We start from the raw sequence: 15,483 nt of genomic DNA on the forward strand, positions 1-15,483 counted from the left end.
TGGAAGCGTTGTAAGGCGTTAAGCTAACCTGTACTAATTGCCCGAGAGGCTTAACCATACAACACCCAAGAAGCTTTTTAGCTCTTTACCTACAAACACTTGCTGCGCAAGTGGGCGTGCAAAGATGGTTTAACCGTCGATGTAAAATCGACTGACCACTTTGCTACTCGCTAAAGGGGAAGAGTTAATAGCATTGAGCGTTGTGTGTGAGACAAGCTAAGAAATAAGTAAGTAGAGTAGATAAGTTACTCGATAGATTGAATATCAGACTTTCCCAAATTGTTAGTTATCGACCCAGGTCGGTAACACCTTTTTATGCTTGGCGGCCATAGCGACGTGGCACCACCTGATCCCATTCCGAACTCAGAAGTGAAACACGTTAGCGGCGATGGTAGTGTGGGGTTTCCCCATGTGAGAGTAGCACACCGCCAAGCTCCCAATTCGAAAAGCCCGCTCAGATGAGCGGGCTTTTTTCGTTTTTGCACCAAAAAGCTGCGAAGATGCCTTCACCCGATTTTCAGCTGAACAGCACCCTGTAAAAAACAGAGTTTTAAATCTCATCTAACAACAGCATGCGTTAACGTCTAAAGGTTGTTGTCAGTGATGGAATGAGATACTGCCGTAAAATCGGTGCATAAATCTACCGACATTTTGTTGCTCTTCCATCATCATGAGCTGTGCACCTGCATCCATACCGAGCTATCAGCGGGTTTCGAGAATGCCCCTGATACCCGTTATATTCTCTTGGAGACGATACGGTACCTTAGCAGGTTATAACTTAATGAACTGTCTACTTCCCTCTGGTTACGACCAATTTCTCATAGGCAATATTGTATTTAGTAGCTATGGTTTACCGTTATGGCGTTATATCGTCTATATTTCAATCATTACAAATGGAGATTTGTGGTTGTGAAGTTAGCAATTATTCAGTTTGTCGTTTTAGGTGTGACAGTAAGTGTCATGTCATTTCTCTCACTTCCCTGGTGGTTGATAGCGCTTATTTCGGCATTGCTCGCAGCCTTGATAACGTATTTTAGTATGAACTCTGTAGCATCAGATCCCGATATGATGTCGGTTAGCGATCCTCTTAGTTCTCCTCAATGTAGCGCAGTCGGCAAATCTATCAGCCATTCAGCAAGCAGAATTGCTATTGGTGGGGCCAGCGTTTCTCATTTCCTTGACAAACTCTCGGCGTCATTTAAGCAGCAGGTCGAAAACGTCAGCGAAATGGCCGAGCGTATTACTTCTATTGAGAAGGGTAACGAACAACTGATGCAGTATGCTGAACTTGCACAGGAAAAAATCCTGGATTCAGATGAGAAGACGCAGTCCAGTAATCAATTATTGGGGCGTTTGCTTACACAGCAGTCATCTCTTAGCAATGAGATAGCGATTACTAAGGATATGCTGGATACGCTGAAACAAAGGGCAGAGTCGATCGGTAGTATTACGACAACGATTAACCAGCTCGCCGATCAAACGAATATGCTGGCACTAAATGCCGCAATTGAAGCGGCGCGGGCGGGGGAGCAGGGCCGTGGGTTTGCGGTAGTCGCAGACGAAGTCCGGGATCTGGCAAAGAAAACCACCGACGCAACGCAGGGTATTGATGATGTACTTACTGACATTAACCGTTGCAGTCAGGACTCGGTAAGTTCTATTGCTCGGGTGGCTTCTGCAGGTGAAGAAATGTCGGATATTATTACCCAGACCTCCACGTTAATTAAAGCGACTTCAGAGTCTTCCTCTCATGCAGCTTCCGCGATGTCAGAAGTGCGTGATACGGCTAATCTTCATGGCGAAAATAGCAGCGGTATCAGCACGAATGTGATGCAACTGCACCAAACGACAAAGTTACTTGAAGCCGATTTAACTGACGTATCTGAAAAAGTGCTTGGTCTGAGTCGGCAAACCGAAGATATCTTCAGGCAACTTGGAGAGTTTACGCTGCCGGATCGGAATTTTGATGTGCAACGTATAGCGCAACAGGCAGCAACGCAAATTTCTGACTTATTTGAGCAGGCTATTCGCGCAGGCAAAATTAGCGAGAGCGAATTGTTTAATTTCGCCTATAAGCCTATACCCAACACCAACCCTCAAAAGTATTCATCAGCATTTGACAGCTTTACCGATAACGTACTTCCCGATGTTCAGGAGCCCATATTGGATCGCAACAATTATATAATTTATGCGGGAGCGGTTGATAAAAATGGTTACTTTCCCACACACAACAAAAAGTTCAGTCAGCGAATGACCGGAAATTATGAAAAGGATTTGGCAAGTAGCAGAACAAAGCGCATTTTTGACGATCCTACAGGTATTCGCTGCGCGAAAAATACCGAAACGTTTTTGTTACAGACCTACAAGCGGGACACCGGGGAAGTCATGCATGATCTTTCTGCCCCCATTTTTGTGAACGGTAAACATTGGGGAGGTTTCCGGATTGGCTACCAGGCAGAGGAATAAAAAAGATTGCATAAAATAATTAAATTGAAATTAAAACGTTTGGTACAGGGTCTTAACAAATAGATGTGCAGTCATCGCGTAAACAATGGAAAGAGGGTTATCAAATGAAACAAGTTAAAAAAACAAGTGTAGCCAGTGCACTCGGTGCAGTGGTGATTGGCTCATTGGCATCCGGCCTCGCGGTAGCAGATGCGAATCCGTTCGGCATGCAGTCTTTGGAGTCAGGATATAGTCAATTCGCTGCAGAAGGCAAATGTGGCGGCGACAAAACGGCCAAAGAAGGTAAATGCGGCGAAGGCAAGTGTGGCGGTGACAAAGCAGCCAAAGAAGGGAAGTGCGGCGAAGGCAAGTGTGGCGGCGACAAAACGGCCAAAGAAGGGAAGTGCGGCGAAGGCAAGTGTGGCGGTGACAAAGCAGCCAAAGAAGGGAAGTGCGGCGAAGGCAAGTGTGGCGGTGACAAAGCAGCCAAAGAAGGTAAATGCGGCGAAGGCAAGTGTGGCGGCGACAAAGCGGCCAAAGAAGGTAAGTGCGGCGAAGGCAAATGTGGCGGCGATAAAGCAGCGAAAGCCGAAAAAGAAGGTAAATGTGGCAGCATGTAAGCCGCACTCTACAGTATGCGGCCACTCTTACGTGGCCGTTTTTCTTTGTAGTGCAAAGCCAAAGCAGAACATTGTATCTTCAGCGTGAACAAACATCGGCAGCGCCAATCTCAATTGCAGCCTTTATCACTTGAGCATAGCGCCGCTACGTGCGTAAATCGACAATAGCGTTTCACATAGAGAGAATTTATGAAGCAGGGTATCAGCGGAGCAGGGTTAGGGCTTCGAAGAGAAATGCTACCAGCATTATTGCCACATCTACCTGCCGAAGTTGATTTCTGGGAGGTAGCACCGGAAAACTGGATCCCGCTTGGCGGAAAGTTTGAGAAGCAATTCAGAGAATGCATTACACAGGCACCATTTTCTACCCATGGACTGTCATTGTCCATTGGCAGCAGCGACCCGCTGGATATTACGTTCGTCAAACAGGTGAAGACCTTTTTAGATCGTTACGACATTGCATTATATAGCGAACACTTGAGCTATTGCTCAGATGGTGGGCATATGTATGACCTTATGCCAATCCCTTTTACTCAGGAAGCTGCCAGCCATGTAGCTCAGCGGATCAAAACCGTACAGGAAATTATCGAGCGTCCTCTGGTACTGGAGAATGTATCTTATTACCTTGCGCCCGGGCAGGAAATGTCGGAACTGGATTTTACTCTGGAGGTATTGCAACAGTCGGGGTGTAAAATGCTGCTGGACGTAAATAACTTATATGTGAACAGTATTAATCACCGCTATGATCCACAGCGGTTCCTTCGTTCTCTGCCGTCGGAGAAAATTGTTTATGGGCACATCGCTGGCCATTACGATGAAGCGGACGATCTGAAGGTAGATACCCACGGAGCCGATGTGATTGAGGCCGTGTGGTCATTGCTGGAAAGCGCATATGCTATACACGGCGTATTCCCTACGTTACTTGAGCGCGATTTCAACATCCCGCCAATTGCCGAGCTGCTAAAGGAAGTTCGTCGTATCAAGTCGATACAGGCTAAATTTCAGCCCGAGCGATCACACGCTAAGGCCGTGATATGACTGCTTTTAGAACCATCCAGCAGCAATTTACGCACGGCATACGCAATCCTGATTCTGCCGACACTGTCGATGCCGATGAAGCAAGACGTCTTGGGGTTTATCAGTCTTTATTTTTCAACAACATAATGAATTTTCTGCAGTCAGGCTTTCCGGTGATTTTTGGGATCCTGACAAACGCACAGGGCATTGCGTTGGCAAGGGAGTTTTTTGCCCGGCATTCTTGTCGCTCCCCTTATTTCGCGCAGATTAGTCAGGAGTTTGTGGAGTTCTTGTCGACATCTCCGGCCTGTCTCGCAGACTACCCGCCATGGCTACCGGAGCTTGCCCACTATGAGTGGCTTGAGCTGGATGTCAGTATCAGGAGAGCCGCCTTTGAGGTGGAATTCTGGGAAGGGAATGACCTTCCAGGTCAATGTTGCGTCTCACCCCTGGCAACGCTGGCCTCTTATACTTATCCGGTTCATTTGCTGGGACCCGACTTCCGTTCTCCAGAAGCCAGTGAAAACCGCTATTATTACGTGGTTTATCGAGACAGGGAGGATGAGGTTGCATTCACAGTAGTAAATCCGTTAACCGCTATGCTGGTAAATATGATTGAGCAGGCAGGCGAGGCACTTTCCTTATCCGATATCGTCTCGGGACTCTGCGGGCAAGCACCGTCGTTATCGCCTGAGCAAATAGAATCTGGTGCACGTCAGACCCTATCCGATATGCTAAAAAGCGGGATCCTGATTGCCGGCGATTAAAAATCGCACATCAGACAAACGAATAACGATTATCCACAGTAATTAGACTGTCATTCCGGGACCGATTCGATTACCATTTACCACCATTTTTTGATCATAAAATTGTTTTAGGTAGTGTTCATGGCTGACAATTCTGAATTCAAAGAAGTCTACAATAAGTGGTACTTTCTTGCGTCTCTGGTAACGCTAGTGGCGTTCCCGCTTCTGCATATTATCTGCGGCTGGTTCACGTTTTGGCTGTAAGGCTAAATAACTAGGTGTTACTGTGACTGCAGAATATATTAAATCCGTTGTTAAATCCGTACCTGATTACCCTAAGCCCGGCATTATGTTCCGGGACGTCACCAGTGTATTAGAGGATCATAAGGCATTCAGTAGCTGTATCTCGTTGCTATTGGAAAAATATTTGCCAATGAACTTCGACAAAGTTGCCGGAACGGAAGCCAGAGGCTTTTTGTTCGGTGCTCCGCTGGCTATCGAGATGGGTATTGGCTTTGTGCCAGTCAGGAAACCCAATAAACTGCCCCGCGAAGTCGTTAGCGAAAGCTATGAGCTTGAGTACGGCATGGATACTCTTGAGATCCACAAAGACGCTATCAAACCTGGCGACAAAGTGCTTCTGATTGACGACTTGCTGGCTACTGGTGGAACTATTGGTGCTTCTGCTAAATTAATTCGCAGCCTTGGCGGCGAAGTAGAACACGCCGGTTTCGTCATTGGCCTGCCGGATCTTGGCGGCAGAGAAAAACTGGAAGCTCTGGGTATCGATTCCTTTACCATCTGTGAATTTGAAGGCGAATAAGGAACAAAGCCAGCATGAGTTATCAGGTTCTTGCGAGAAAGTGGCGACCCGGAAAGTTTAGCGAACTGGTGGGCCAGGAGCATGTTGTTTCCGCGATTTCTAATGCGCTGGACAATGACAGGCTGCACCACGCTTACTTGTTTACCGGTACTCGCGGAGTGGGAAAAACCACTATCGCCCGTATTTTCTCTAAAAGCCTGAACTGTGAGCAGGGACAAGGGGCTAACCCTTGTGGTCAGTGCGACACCTGTAAGGAAATCGAACACGGCAACTATGTCGATTTGCTGGAAATTGATGCCGCGTCGCGAACTAAAGTGGAAGATACTCGGGAGTTGCTGGACAACGTTCAGTACAAGCCTACCCGAGGCCGCTTCAAGGTTTACCTGATAGACGAAGTGCATATGCTTTCCAAGCACAGTTTCAACGCGTTGTTGAAAACGCTGGAAGAACCGCCTCCGCATGTGAAATTCCTGCTGGCAACCACCGATCCGCAAAAGCTTCCCATTACTATTCTTTCGCGCTGCCTGCAGTTCAATCTTAAAGCACTGTCACGCGAACAGATTACCGGACAGCTCGCGCATATTCTCGATGCTGAATCGATTGCTTTTGAAGCGCCAGCGCTGTCTCTTCTGGCGCGGGCTGCTCAGGGCAGTATGCGTGATGCACTAAGCCTGACAGATCAGGCGATTGCGCAAGGCGACAATCAGGTACTGGCAGCTATCGTGACTGACATGCTGGGCCTGATGGATAAACATCAGTTGCTGCGACTTATCCATGCGGTTGTCAAAAAAGAGCCGCAGACAACCATGGACATCATCGCTGCGATGGCAGAGCAGGCACCTGACTATGCCCAGGTGCTGGCAGAGCTCTCCAGCCTGCTGCATCAGATTGCACTGACCCAATGGATCCCTGATGCCTGTAAACTGGAAACCACTTCAGCAAAGGCCATATACCAACTGGCCAAAACGTTGCCCGCAGAGCAGGTACAGTTGTTGTATCAAATCGCCCTGCAGGGACAGAAGGATTTACCCTACGCACCGGATGGCCGCAGTGGCCTGGAAATGACGGTGCTCAGAATGATGTCTTTTGCACCGTCTGCGCCCACGGAAGGCCTGGAAGACCTTCTGACCGGTGCGCCAGATCAGGCACAGACGTTACCTGTACACAGTGCACAGCCACCAACGGTTTCAGACTCAGCGTCGCCAGAGCCTCACGGCGAGATGCAACAGACGCCCGCGCCGTCACCGGTATCGCCTCAAGACGATGATTCTGCGCTTACGACAGACTCGAATATAGTGAATGCGGATAGTGGCCAACCTTCGTCAAACCATTCATCGGCGCCTCAGCCTGAAGACGCCATTACCGCACAACCTGGCCAACAAGCTGTAGCGAAAGAAGATACCCCTGCAACGGGCCAGGGGGTAGAATCTGAACCTGAACCAACGGGCGATACACCTGAAGATGAAGCCGCTTCGCTGGCGCAGCAGATGGCGTCTATCGAGGAGCAGGCTAAGCAGCTTCGGGGCGACTCGGCTGACAAGCCAATATCAACACAGCAACCAGAGTATGCTCAGGATGATAACGGGCCACCGCCTTTTGAAGATGGTCCTCCGCTGTCTGCGTATGAAGATATACCAATGGAAGAGCAGGAGATGTCTTACGAGGACACTTCTACGCGAGCGGGTACAGAATTTCCTGGACAGCCTGCGCAGCAAAACGCAGAAAGCCAGCTGAGTTCTACAGAGGAAATGCTGGCCTTACGGCAAAGATTAAAAAAAGCCCGTGAGGAGTCTCGCCAGTCCGGCGTAAAAAAGCCTGAAACCGATGCTGCTACGCGTCTGCCAACGCGCCAGCCGCCAGTTGATGCAAACGCTGAGGAAAAAACAGATGATCCTCTGAAAGTGGCGCCATCTCAGGCGGAAGCGCAAAACGCAGGATCAGCGCAGGTCGAAAACGACCCGCCGCCCTGGGCTACGGACACGACAACACCGCCACCAGATGCAACCTCAACCACCTTGTCATCAACCGATTCTGACTGGAATGTCGATGATGTGCCTGCGCAACAGGTTTCCGCGCAGCCTGATAACGAGCGCTTCGGGAGAGACTCACAAGAAGAGGTGCTTGATGCTGAGCCTCCCACAGCTCCTGATTCACAGGCACCTGTGACAGAGAGCTACACTGGCGGTACGCTGAAGGCTTATCTTGATGACGGGAGCAAGTTGGTCCACGCCAGTCAGATAGACAGCTGGAGCCAGTTGGTGGAACACATGCCGGTAGCGGGTTTACTCAAACAGATAGCACTTCATTCCGCATTCCATGAAAAGGGTGATGAAATCACCCTTGAATTAGATGACAGTCAGGCGCATTTAGTCAATGAGAGTGCAGTGGCACAACTTACCTCAGCCTTAAGCGAAGGGCTGGGACGTGAAATTACGCTAATAATTCAAATGGGGCAGCCAGAGTCTACTCCATTTCAAATTCAACAACGTATTCAAACCATGCGTCAACAACATGCTGAGCATGTAGTGAGTACAGACGACAAAATTCAGTCTTTAATGAATGTGTTTCAGGCATCAGTCGTAGCCGATTCGGTTAAAGCACGTTAAGACTGACGGTTTCAAATCAAGCAAAAGTGAGAAAGCATCATGTTTAAAGGTGGAATGGGAAATATCATGAAGCAGGCGCAGCAAATGCAAGAGCGCATGCAAAAGGCCCAGGAAGAGTTAGGCAATATTGAAGTAACCGGTGAGGCCGGCGCAGGCATGGTTAAGATCACGCTGACCTGCAACCACAATGTTCGCCGCGTCGAAATCGACCCGTCACTGATGGAAGATGACAAGGACATGCTGGAAGATTTGATTGCTGCAGCGTTTAATGACGGTGTTCGCCGTGTGCAGGAAACCAGTAAAGAGAAAATGGGCGACGTCACTGGCGGCATGCCACTGCCTCCTGGCTTCAAAATGCCGTTTTAATCACGCGCTATGAAGTTTAGTCCGCTTCTGGCTGAGTTGATCTCAGCCCTTACCTGCCTTCCCGGTGTGGGCAATAAAAGTGCCCAACGTATGGCGTTTCATCTTCTTGAACGCAACCGGGAGGGGGCGTTGAGCCTGAGTAATGTACTGCACAACGCAATGGAGCATATTCAGCATTGTCAGCGCTGCAGGACATTCACTGAGGATGATGTGTGCGAGATCTGTCGTCACCCTGAGCGAGAAGACAGTGGGCTACTGTGTATCGTTGAAAGTCCGCAGGACGTGTTGGCCATCGAGCAGACGCTTTCCTATAAAGGTCAGTACTTTGTACTAATGGGACACTTGTCGCCAATCGATGGCATCGGACCGGATGAAATTGGGCTCGACGAACTGGAAACCCGGCTGCAGGAAGGGAAAGTGAATGAAGTCATTCTGGCTACCAATCCTACCGTAGAAGGTGAGGCGACAGCGCATTACATCGCGCAGCTTTGTGCTAATGCCAATGTGGAAGCCAGTCGAATTGCCCATGGCGTGCCCGTAGGCGGCGAACTTGAATATATTGATGGAAATACGCTAACCCACGCGTTTTCCGGTCGCAGGAAAGTCTGAGCCCTGCATCTCGCAGGGTGTCTTATCACAAAAATTTATTGCCTCAGCGCTTGAAAAGCCCCCCGTAAGACCCTACCTCGGAATGTGACAAAATGATCCATTCAACGAGGAGATCCTGGATTATGGCTGAAGCAGCCCATAAAGAGACTCATGGTTTTCAGACCGAAGTAAAACAACTATTAAGTCTGATGATTCACTCTTTGTATTCAAACAAAGAGATCTTCCTGCGAGAGCTTGTTTCTAACGCCGCAGATGCTGCAGATAAACTGCGTTTCAGAGCGTTGGAAAACGATGCCCTGTATGACGGTGACAGCGAATTGAGCGTGAAGCTCAGCGTCGATAAAGACGCAGGTACCGTTACCATTTCTGATAATGGTATTGGTATGAATCGCGACGAGGTTATCGCGAACCTGGGAACTATCGCTAAATCAGGCACCAAAGATTTCTTCAGTCAGTTATCTGGCGATAAGGCCAAGGACTCACAACTGATTGGTCAGTTTGGTGTTGGCTTTTACTCAGCATTTATCGTGGCTGACAAAGTTACCGTGCGCACACGCGCCGCGGGAGCGAAGCCAGAAGAAGCGGTAGAGTGGATTTCAGACGGTGAGGGCGAATTTACAATCGCCGAAATCAATAAGCCAACCCGCGGTACAGAAATCGTATTGCATCTGCGCGACGACGAAAAAGAGTTCGCGGATGACTGGCGTTTGCGCTCAATCGTTAATAAGTATTCTGATCATATCAGCATTCCTGTGCTTATGTGGAAAGAGGAAGTTGAAGAGCGTGATGGTCCTGACGGTGAAAAGATCCCTGCAGAGCCTGGTCACTGGGAAACTGTCAATAAAGCCACTGCACTGTGGACACGCGATAAGTCAGACATTTCTGATGACGAGTACAAAGAATTCTACAAGCATATATCTCATGACTTCAGCGATCCGCTGGCATGGGCGCACAATAAAGTAGAAGGTAAAAACGAGTATACCAGCCTGCTGTATGTGCCAGCCAAAGCGCCATTCGATATGTGGAACCGAGACCAGAACCATGGTCTGAAGTTGTACGTTCAGCGTGTCTTTATCATGGATGATGCAGAGCAGTTTATGCCAACGTATCTGCGCTTCGTGAAAGGTCTGGTGGACTCAAACGATTTGCCACTGAACGTGTCGCGCGAAATTTTGCAGGACAACAAAGTCACTCAGACATTGCGTCAGGGCTGCACCAAGCGTGTCCTGCAAATGCTTGAGCGCATGGCGAAAAACGATGCAGAGAAATATCAGTCTTTCTGGAACGAGTTTGGCAATGTGCTCAAAGAAGGTCCGGCGGAAGATTTCTCTAATCGCGAGAAAATTGCTGGTCTGCTCCGCTTTGCCTCCACGCATACAGACTCAGATGCGCAAACGGTATCGCTTGCCGATTACATTGAGCGCATGAAAGAGGGACAGGACAAGATCTATTACGTGACGGCGGACAGCTATGCGGCAGCGAAGAACAGCCCGCACCTGGAGATTTTCCGTAAGAAAGGCATCGAAGTGCTGCTGATGGGTGAGCGTATCGACGAATGGCTGATGTCACACCTGTCTGAGTTTGATGAAAAATCATTCCAGTCGATTGCAAAAGGTAATCTTGACCTAGGTGATCTGGAAGACGAAGAGTCTAAGAAAGCGCAGGAAGAAGCTGAAAAAGAAGTCGAAGGCATTCTTGAGCGTGCGAAGACCGCTTTAGGTGATAAAGTCGAGGACGTGAAGTTCACGCATCGCCTGACAGATTCTCCAGCGTGCATCGTTGCTGATGAAAATGGCATGACTACGCAAATGATGAAGCTGATGCAGGCTGCCGGTCAACCGGTACCTGATGTGAAATATCACTTTGAACTGAACCCAGAACATCAATTGGTAAAACAGTTGTCTGATACTCAGGACGAAGCGATATTCAAACAGTGGATCGAGGTATTGTTCGATCAGGCTGCACTCTCTGAACAGGGTAGTCTGAAAGATCCCTCAAGTTTCGTGAAAAACCTGAATACCTTACTGATGAGCCTGGCTAAATAGTCCGGCACACCTTACATAACGGGTAAAAGAGTGAAAACGGGCTTCGGCCCGTCTTTTTATACCTTTACGGTAGTACATTGCAAAACCGGTTGGGGTTGAAGCTTCAGTCGTTGTGCGCACATTTTCGCTCCCTGAGAATGACGTTCTCTGCTACAATTCGCGCGATGAATGACCAGAATACATAAAAATAACCTTTTTCACGGGCCGCCTTTCCTATGTGCATAAACTATGCGCTATTAGTCGTAAGAACCTTGTGAATGCGGGCCTTGCACTTGTCACTCCGAAAGTGAATGTGTAAAGTGCCGTCAGTAAATAAAATAAAGCGGAGAGCGCACACATGCGAATTATACTACTCGGCGCACCAGGTGCCGGTAAGGGAACTCAGGCGCAGTTTCTGATGGGTAAGTATGGGATCCCCCAAATATCGACAGGTGACATGCTTCGTTCTGCGATTAAAGCCGGCACGGAAATGGGCCTGGCGGCGAAACGCGTTATGGATGAAGGTAAGCTGGTATCTGACGATATTATCATTGGCCTGGTTAAAGAGCGTATTGCTCAGGATGACTGCAAAGACGGCTTCCTGTTAGATGGTTTCCCACGCACCATTCCTCAGGCCGATGCCATGAAAGAAGCGGGTATTAATGTCGATCACGTGATTGAATTCGACGTACCTGATGACGTAATCGTTGAGCGTATGGGTGGCCGTCGTGTGCATCCAGCGTCCGGACGCGTGTATCACGTAGTTTACAATCCTCCTAAAGAGGAAGGTAAAGACAACGAAACCGGTGAAGAACTGATTATTCGTGATGACGATAAAGAAGAAACCGTGCGTAAACGTCTGGGTGTTTATCATGAGCAAACCAAACCGCTTGTAAATTATTACAGCTCTGAGGCTGAAAAGGGCAATTGCCAGTATCACAAGCTGGACGGAACACAGCCGGTAGAAAAAGTGAGTCAGCAGTTAGCGTCACTGTTGGGATAACGTTATTTTCCCTCCAATGATTAAAAAGGGCCGCGATAGCGGCCCTTTTTTGATCTTGCTCGTCGGGCCGACTCTTGCCACAATAGCCCATAAATACCAAATATAAATAATAAGCTCCGTAAAAGAGGAAGTTATGGTACTCCCAATTACCGCATTTTATGCCAGTTTGTTAGGTCTGTGTTTTCTCTATATGTCGCTGCTGGTGATAGGCGTCAGACGGAGCAACCGCATCAGCCTTGGAGATGGTGATAATGAAGATCTGCGTCGGCTAACGCGCGCCCATGGCAATTTCAGCGAGTACGTGCCATTAACCCTTATCATGATTGCTTGTCTTGAAGCCAACAGCGATTACACCTGGATCATCCACGGTATCAGCTGTTTGCTGCTCTTTGGTCGCTTACTTCATGCTTATGGCCTGCGCCAGCATGAGGGAGCAAGCTGGCAGCGTTTTGTGGGAATGATTGCTACATTCCTGGCGATTCTCCTTTCCGCATGCGCCAACCTGGTAGTCATACATTTTGGTTTGTAACTGATGGGCCTGGATAGCCTGATTACGCCAGCATGTCTCATTGACGAAGCGAAATTCTCGGCCAACGCTGAACGCATGAAAAAACACGTGTCAGCGCAGGGTGTTGCCTTCAGGCCTCATGTGAAAACGCTTAAAAGCCTGCAGGCAGCGCACTATTATGCGCCAGCTGATATGCCAATCACGGTTTCTACTCTGGCCGAGGCGGAATACTTCGCCAGCGCCGGTTATACCGATATTTTGTATGCGGTTACGCTGACACCAAATAAATTGGAACAGACGCAATTGCTGCTCGCGCAAGGCGTAAAACTCACCGTTCTTATTGATTCACTGGATGCATGCGAGATGTTGGTCTCGCGCTGGCGCAGCGCCTGTTCTCTGGCGGTTGCGTTAGAGGTGGATGTTGACGATCACAGGGCCGGGCTGAAGCCCGATTTGCCTCTTCTGTTGGAGATTGCACAGCGTCTGGAAGAAGCCAGGTCGCTATCGTTTGCCGGTGTTGTGGCACATGCCGGAGCATCTTATGGCTGTTTCACCGATGATGCCCGCCGCACAATGGCAGAGCAGGAGGTATCGCGTATTCTGCTGGCTGTGTCGCGTTTGAACGCGGCCGGAATTGCCTGTCCTATGGTGTCAGTGGGCTCCACACCCACGGCACTTTCCGATGTGTCAAGAAAGGGAATTACTGAGCTTCGCGCCGGCGTTTACGCCACCTTTGACTGCGTAATGGCGGGGCTGGGCGTTTGCCAGTTTGATGACATTGCTATGTCCGTACTTACTACTGTCATAGGGACGCAACCAGACAAAGGGCAGGTATTGATTGATGCCGGCTGGATGGCATTGTCACGGGATCAGGGCACCGCGTCTCATGATGTGGATTGCGGCTATGGCCTGGTCTGCGATGAGCTGGGAAACATTCTTGATGGATGGTACGTCAGTCAAACCAATCAGGAACATGGCATTATCAGTCATATGCATAACCCCAACGCAACTGTCGAGGCGTTTAGTTACGGACACCGTCTTCGCATTCTCCCCATCCATGCCTGCGCCACGGCAGCGCAGTTTCCCAGCTATTATCTGGTCAGAGACAACACGGTAGCTGAATCGTGGCCGCGCATTTCCGGCTGGTAGGCCAGTATACGTCGCTTGTCGGTATAACGATGGCCCAAGCCGTATCATCTCAACGCTTGCGATAGAGCAACTACAACCTGGTGAGCTTTGTAGTGACTATGTCTTGGCGACCAGGCCCAGACGAGCTTCATAGCAGCTATGCCCAGTCGAGCTCCACAGTGACTACTTTATTGTCATGGTGTTGTTGAAAAGTGCTGTGTAGGCACGTAGCCAGATACGAACTTTTGCGTTTTGTTTTTTACGGTTTCCTGTCACCTGGCGGGCGGGTAGTTGGCAGGTAGTTGTTGTGTTCATCTTTAGTTCCTTGCGTTTTTATCAGACTCCATGCTAAAACCTCAACAATGGTTGAGGTAAAGATTTTTTTTAAATGAATGAACTAACAGTCGGGCAAGTGGCAAAGCGCTGTGGAGTAAATGTGTCTGCGCTGCATTTTTATGAGCGGGAAGGGCTTATCACCAGTCGGCGCAATTCCGGGAATCAGCGACGCTTTGGGCGCGATACCATCAGGCGGGTGTCGATCATAAAAGTCGCCCAACAGCTAGGGATCCCGCTAAAAGAAATTATTGATGTGTTTGCTGAACTGCCAGCGTTTGGCGCGCCACAGCAACATCAGTGGGAAGCCATGGCCAGCCGATGGCAGGTGCAATTGCAGGCGCGAATTGCACAGCTACAACAGCTGGAAAAAAGCCTCACCCGGTGTATAGGCTGTGGATGTCTGTCAATGAAGCAGTGTCCGTTGTACAACCAGAACGACAAGCTGTCTGAGAAAGGGCCCGGGCCGGTATTGTTGCAATCCGGCTCCTGAACAACGCCCTTGCCAGATTAACGCATTGCTGTGAATGTGCGTTCAGTACGTGGCAGGTAGTAGTCTTCCGGATCCAGTGAAATTAACACGCGGGATGCTTTGCCAAGTAATTCAGTCTGGGGCACAAAGCCATAATAGCGCGAGTCTGCACTGTGGTTACGGTTATCACCCAAAACCAGTAAATGTCCTTCCGGTACCGTGACCGGGCCAAAGCTGTGCCTCTCGGCCAGTGGAGGCGTCAGTTGCATAGCGTGGCGCTTGTCACCGATGGTCTCTGTCATTGCTGCCGGTGCGCCACTGTATCGCACACGCTCTCCGTTTATGATTAAGCGGTTCCTATCCATGCTGATGACATCACCCGGAATGCCTATTACGCGCTTAACTAATCGGTTATCCGCAGCCTTGCTGTTAAAAACCACAATGTCCCCACGCTGTGGTGTTCCGGTTTCCATAACCGCGATATCCGTGAAAGGGAGGTCGAGTCTGTATGCCATTTTATTTACTAAAATGCGATCGCCTTCAACAATGGTTGGCTTCATTGAGCCTGTGGGTACATCGTACCAGTCGGCAAAGCTGCTTCTGAATGTAAACATCAGTACGATAAACAATAAAAGCTGCTTGTTTTCTTTGTAAATAGAGACCAGTTTCCCTTTCTTCATCATGAATTTCCTGTTTAAAAATTGTGGTGCGCCAACAGGTAGAGTCACATTTTTCTGTGCAGTTCCCCTGTAAATGTAACCAAATGCAAATGTGAATGTGGCG

The 15,483-nt window shown here is 49.1% G+C and carries 16 protein-coding genes and 1 rRNA gene; 15 read left to right on the plus strand and 2 right to left on the minus strand.

Features of this window, described 5'->3' with window-relative positions; genetic code table 11:
* Positions 1-318: 318 nt before the first annotated feature.
* The 14 genes from rrf (at position 319) to JKP77_RS11405 (ending at position 13,916) form a co-directional block, all read left to right on the plus strand.
* Positions 319-434: ribosomal RNA gene (gene rrf / locus JKP77_RS11345) — 5S ribosomal RNA — on the plus strand.
* A 475-nt stretch (positions 435-909) separates the two neighbouring features.
* The gene (locus JKP77_RS11350; RefSeq protein WP_338024865.1) at positions 910-2,466 is read left to right on the plus strand and encodes a methyl-accepting chemotaxis protein; all 1,557 of its coding nucleotides are present in this window, start codon (positions 910-912) and stop codon (positions 2,464-2,466) included.
* A 104-nt stretch (positions 2,467-2,570) separates the two neighbouring features.
* On the plus strand, positions 2,571-3,065 hold the full coding sequence (locus JKP77_RS11355) for an HvfA family oxazolone/thioamide-modified RiPP metallophore (RefSeq protein ID WP_218311305.1): 495 nt from the start codon (positions 2,571-2,573) through the stop codon (positions 3,063-3,065).
* Positions 3,066-3,254: 189 nt separating this feature from the next.
* Positions 3,255-4,103, plus strand: coding sequence for an HvfB family MNIO-type RiPP peptide maturase (locus JKP77_RS11360; protein ID WP_218311307.1), 849 nt, complete (start codon positions 3,255-3,257; stop codon positions 4,101-4,103).
* Positions 4,100-4,849 (plus strand): HvfC family RiPP maturation protein, encoded by a 750-nt coding sequence (locus JKP77_RS11365; RefSeq protein ID WP_218311308.1) that lies wholly within the window; start codon positions 4,100-4,102, stop codon positions 4,847-4,849. The genes JKP77_RS11360 and JKP77_RS11365 overlap by 4 nt, the downstream gene beginning before the upstream one ends.
* 120 nt (positions 4,850-4,969) lie before the next feature.
* A complete protein-coding gene (locus tag JKP77_RS22555; RefSeq protein ID WP_274608658.1) occupies positions 4,970-5,092 on the plus strand; it encodes a hypothetical protein in 123 nt (40 codons plus the stop codon).
* A gap of 22 nt (positions 5,093-5,114) precedes the next feature.
* Entirely contained in the window at positions 5,115-5,651 is a 537-nt protein-coding gene (gene apt / locus JKP77_RS11370; protein ID WP_218311310.1) for an adenine phosphoribosyltransferase, read from the plus strand.
* 14 nt (positions 5,652-5,665) lie between these two features.
* A complete protein-coding gene (gene dnaX / locus JKP77_RS11375) occupies positions 5,666-8,257 on the plus strand; it encodes a DNA polymerase III subunit gamma/tau (protein ID WP_218311311.1) in 2,592 nt (863 codons plus the stop codon).
* Positions 8,258-8,296: 39 nt separating this feature from the next.
* A complete protein-coding gene (locus tag JKP77_RS11380; protein WP_218311312.1) occupies positions 8,297-8,623 on the plus strand; it encodes a YbaB/EbfC family nucleoid-associated protein in 327 nt (108 codons plus the stop codon).
* 9 nt (positions 8,624-8,632) lie between these two features.
* Entirely contained in the window at positions 8,633-9,232 is a 600-nt protein-coding gene (gene recR / locus JKP77_RS11385) for a recombination mediator RecR (protein ID WP_218311313.1), read from the plus strand.
* A gap of 122 nt (positions 9,233-9,354) precedes the next feature.
* The gene (gene htpG, locus JKP77_RS11390) at positions 9,355-11,277 is read left to right on the plus strand and encodes a molecular chaperone HtpG (RefSeq protein ID WP_218311315.1); all 1,923 of its coding nucleotides are present in this window, start codon (positions 9,355-9,357) and stop codon (positions 11,275-11,277) included.
* A 337-nt stretch (positions 11,278-11,614) separates the two neighbouring features.
* A complete protein-coding gene (adk, locus tag JKP77_RS11395) occupies positions 11,615-12,259 on the plus strand; it encodes an adenylate kinase (protein ID WP_218311316.1) in 645 nt (214 codons plus the stop codon).
* Between the two features lie 133 nt (positions 12,260-12,392).
* Positions 12,393-12,788 carry an MAPEG family protein gene (locus tag JKP77_RS11400; RefSeq protein WP_218311317.1) on the plus strand — a complete coding sequence of 132 codons (396 nt, stop codon included), beginning with the start codon at positions 12,393-12,395 and terminating at the stop codon, positions 12,786-12,788.
* Positions 12,789-12,791: 3 nt separating this feature from the next.
* Positions 12,792-13,916 carry an alanine racemase gene (locus tag JKP77_RS11405; protein ID WP_218311319.1) on the plus strand — a complete coding sequence of 375 codons (1,125 nt, stop codon included), beginning with the start codon at positions 12,792-12,794 and terminating at the stop codon, positions 13,914-13,916.
* Between the two features lie 162 nt (positions 13,917-14,078).
* Here JKP77_RS11405 and JKP77_RS22560 read toward each other — a convergent pair whose 3' ends face one another.
* Positions 14,079-14,210 carry a hypothetical protein gene (locus JKP77_RS22560; RefSeq protein WP_274608659.1) on the minus strand — a complete coding sequence of 44 codons (132 nt, stop codon included), beginning with the start codon at positions 14,208-14,210 and terminating at the stop codon, positions 14,079-14,081.
* A gap of 73 nt (positions 14,211-14,283) precedes the next feature.
* Between JKP77_RS22560 and soxR the strand changes: the two genes are divergently transcribed.
* A complete protein-coding gene (gene soxR, locus JKP77_RS11410; protein ID WP_218311321.1) occupies positions 14,284-14,721 on the plus strand; it encodes a redox-sensitive transcriptional activator SoxR in 438 nt (145 codons plus the stop codon).
* Between the two features lie 17 nt (positions 14,722-14,738).
* On the opposite strand, the gene lepB is transcribed toward soxR, so the two are convergent.
* A complete protein-coding gene (lepB, locus tag JKP77_RS11415) occupies positions 14,739-15,383 on the minus strand; it encodes a signal peptidase I (protein WP_338024866.1) in 645 nt (214 codons plus the stop codon).
* Positions 15,384-15,483 lie beyond the last annotated feature (100 nt).

Source organism: Alteromonas antoniana, from assembly GCF_019249295.1.
GTDB classification, from domain to species: Bacteria; Pseudomonadota; Gammaproteobacteria; order Enterobacterales; family Alteromonadaceae; genus Alteromonas; species Alteromonas antoniana.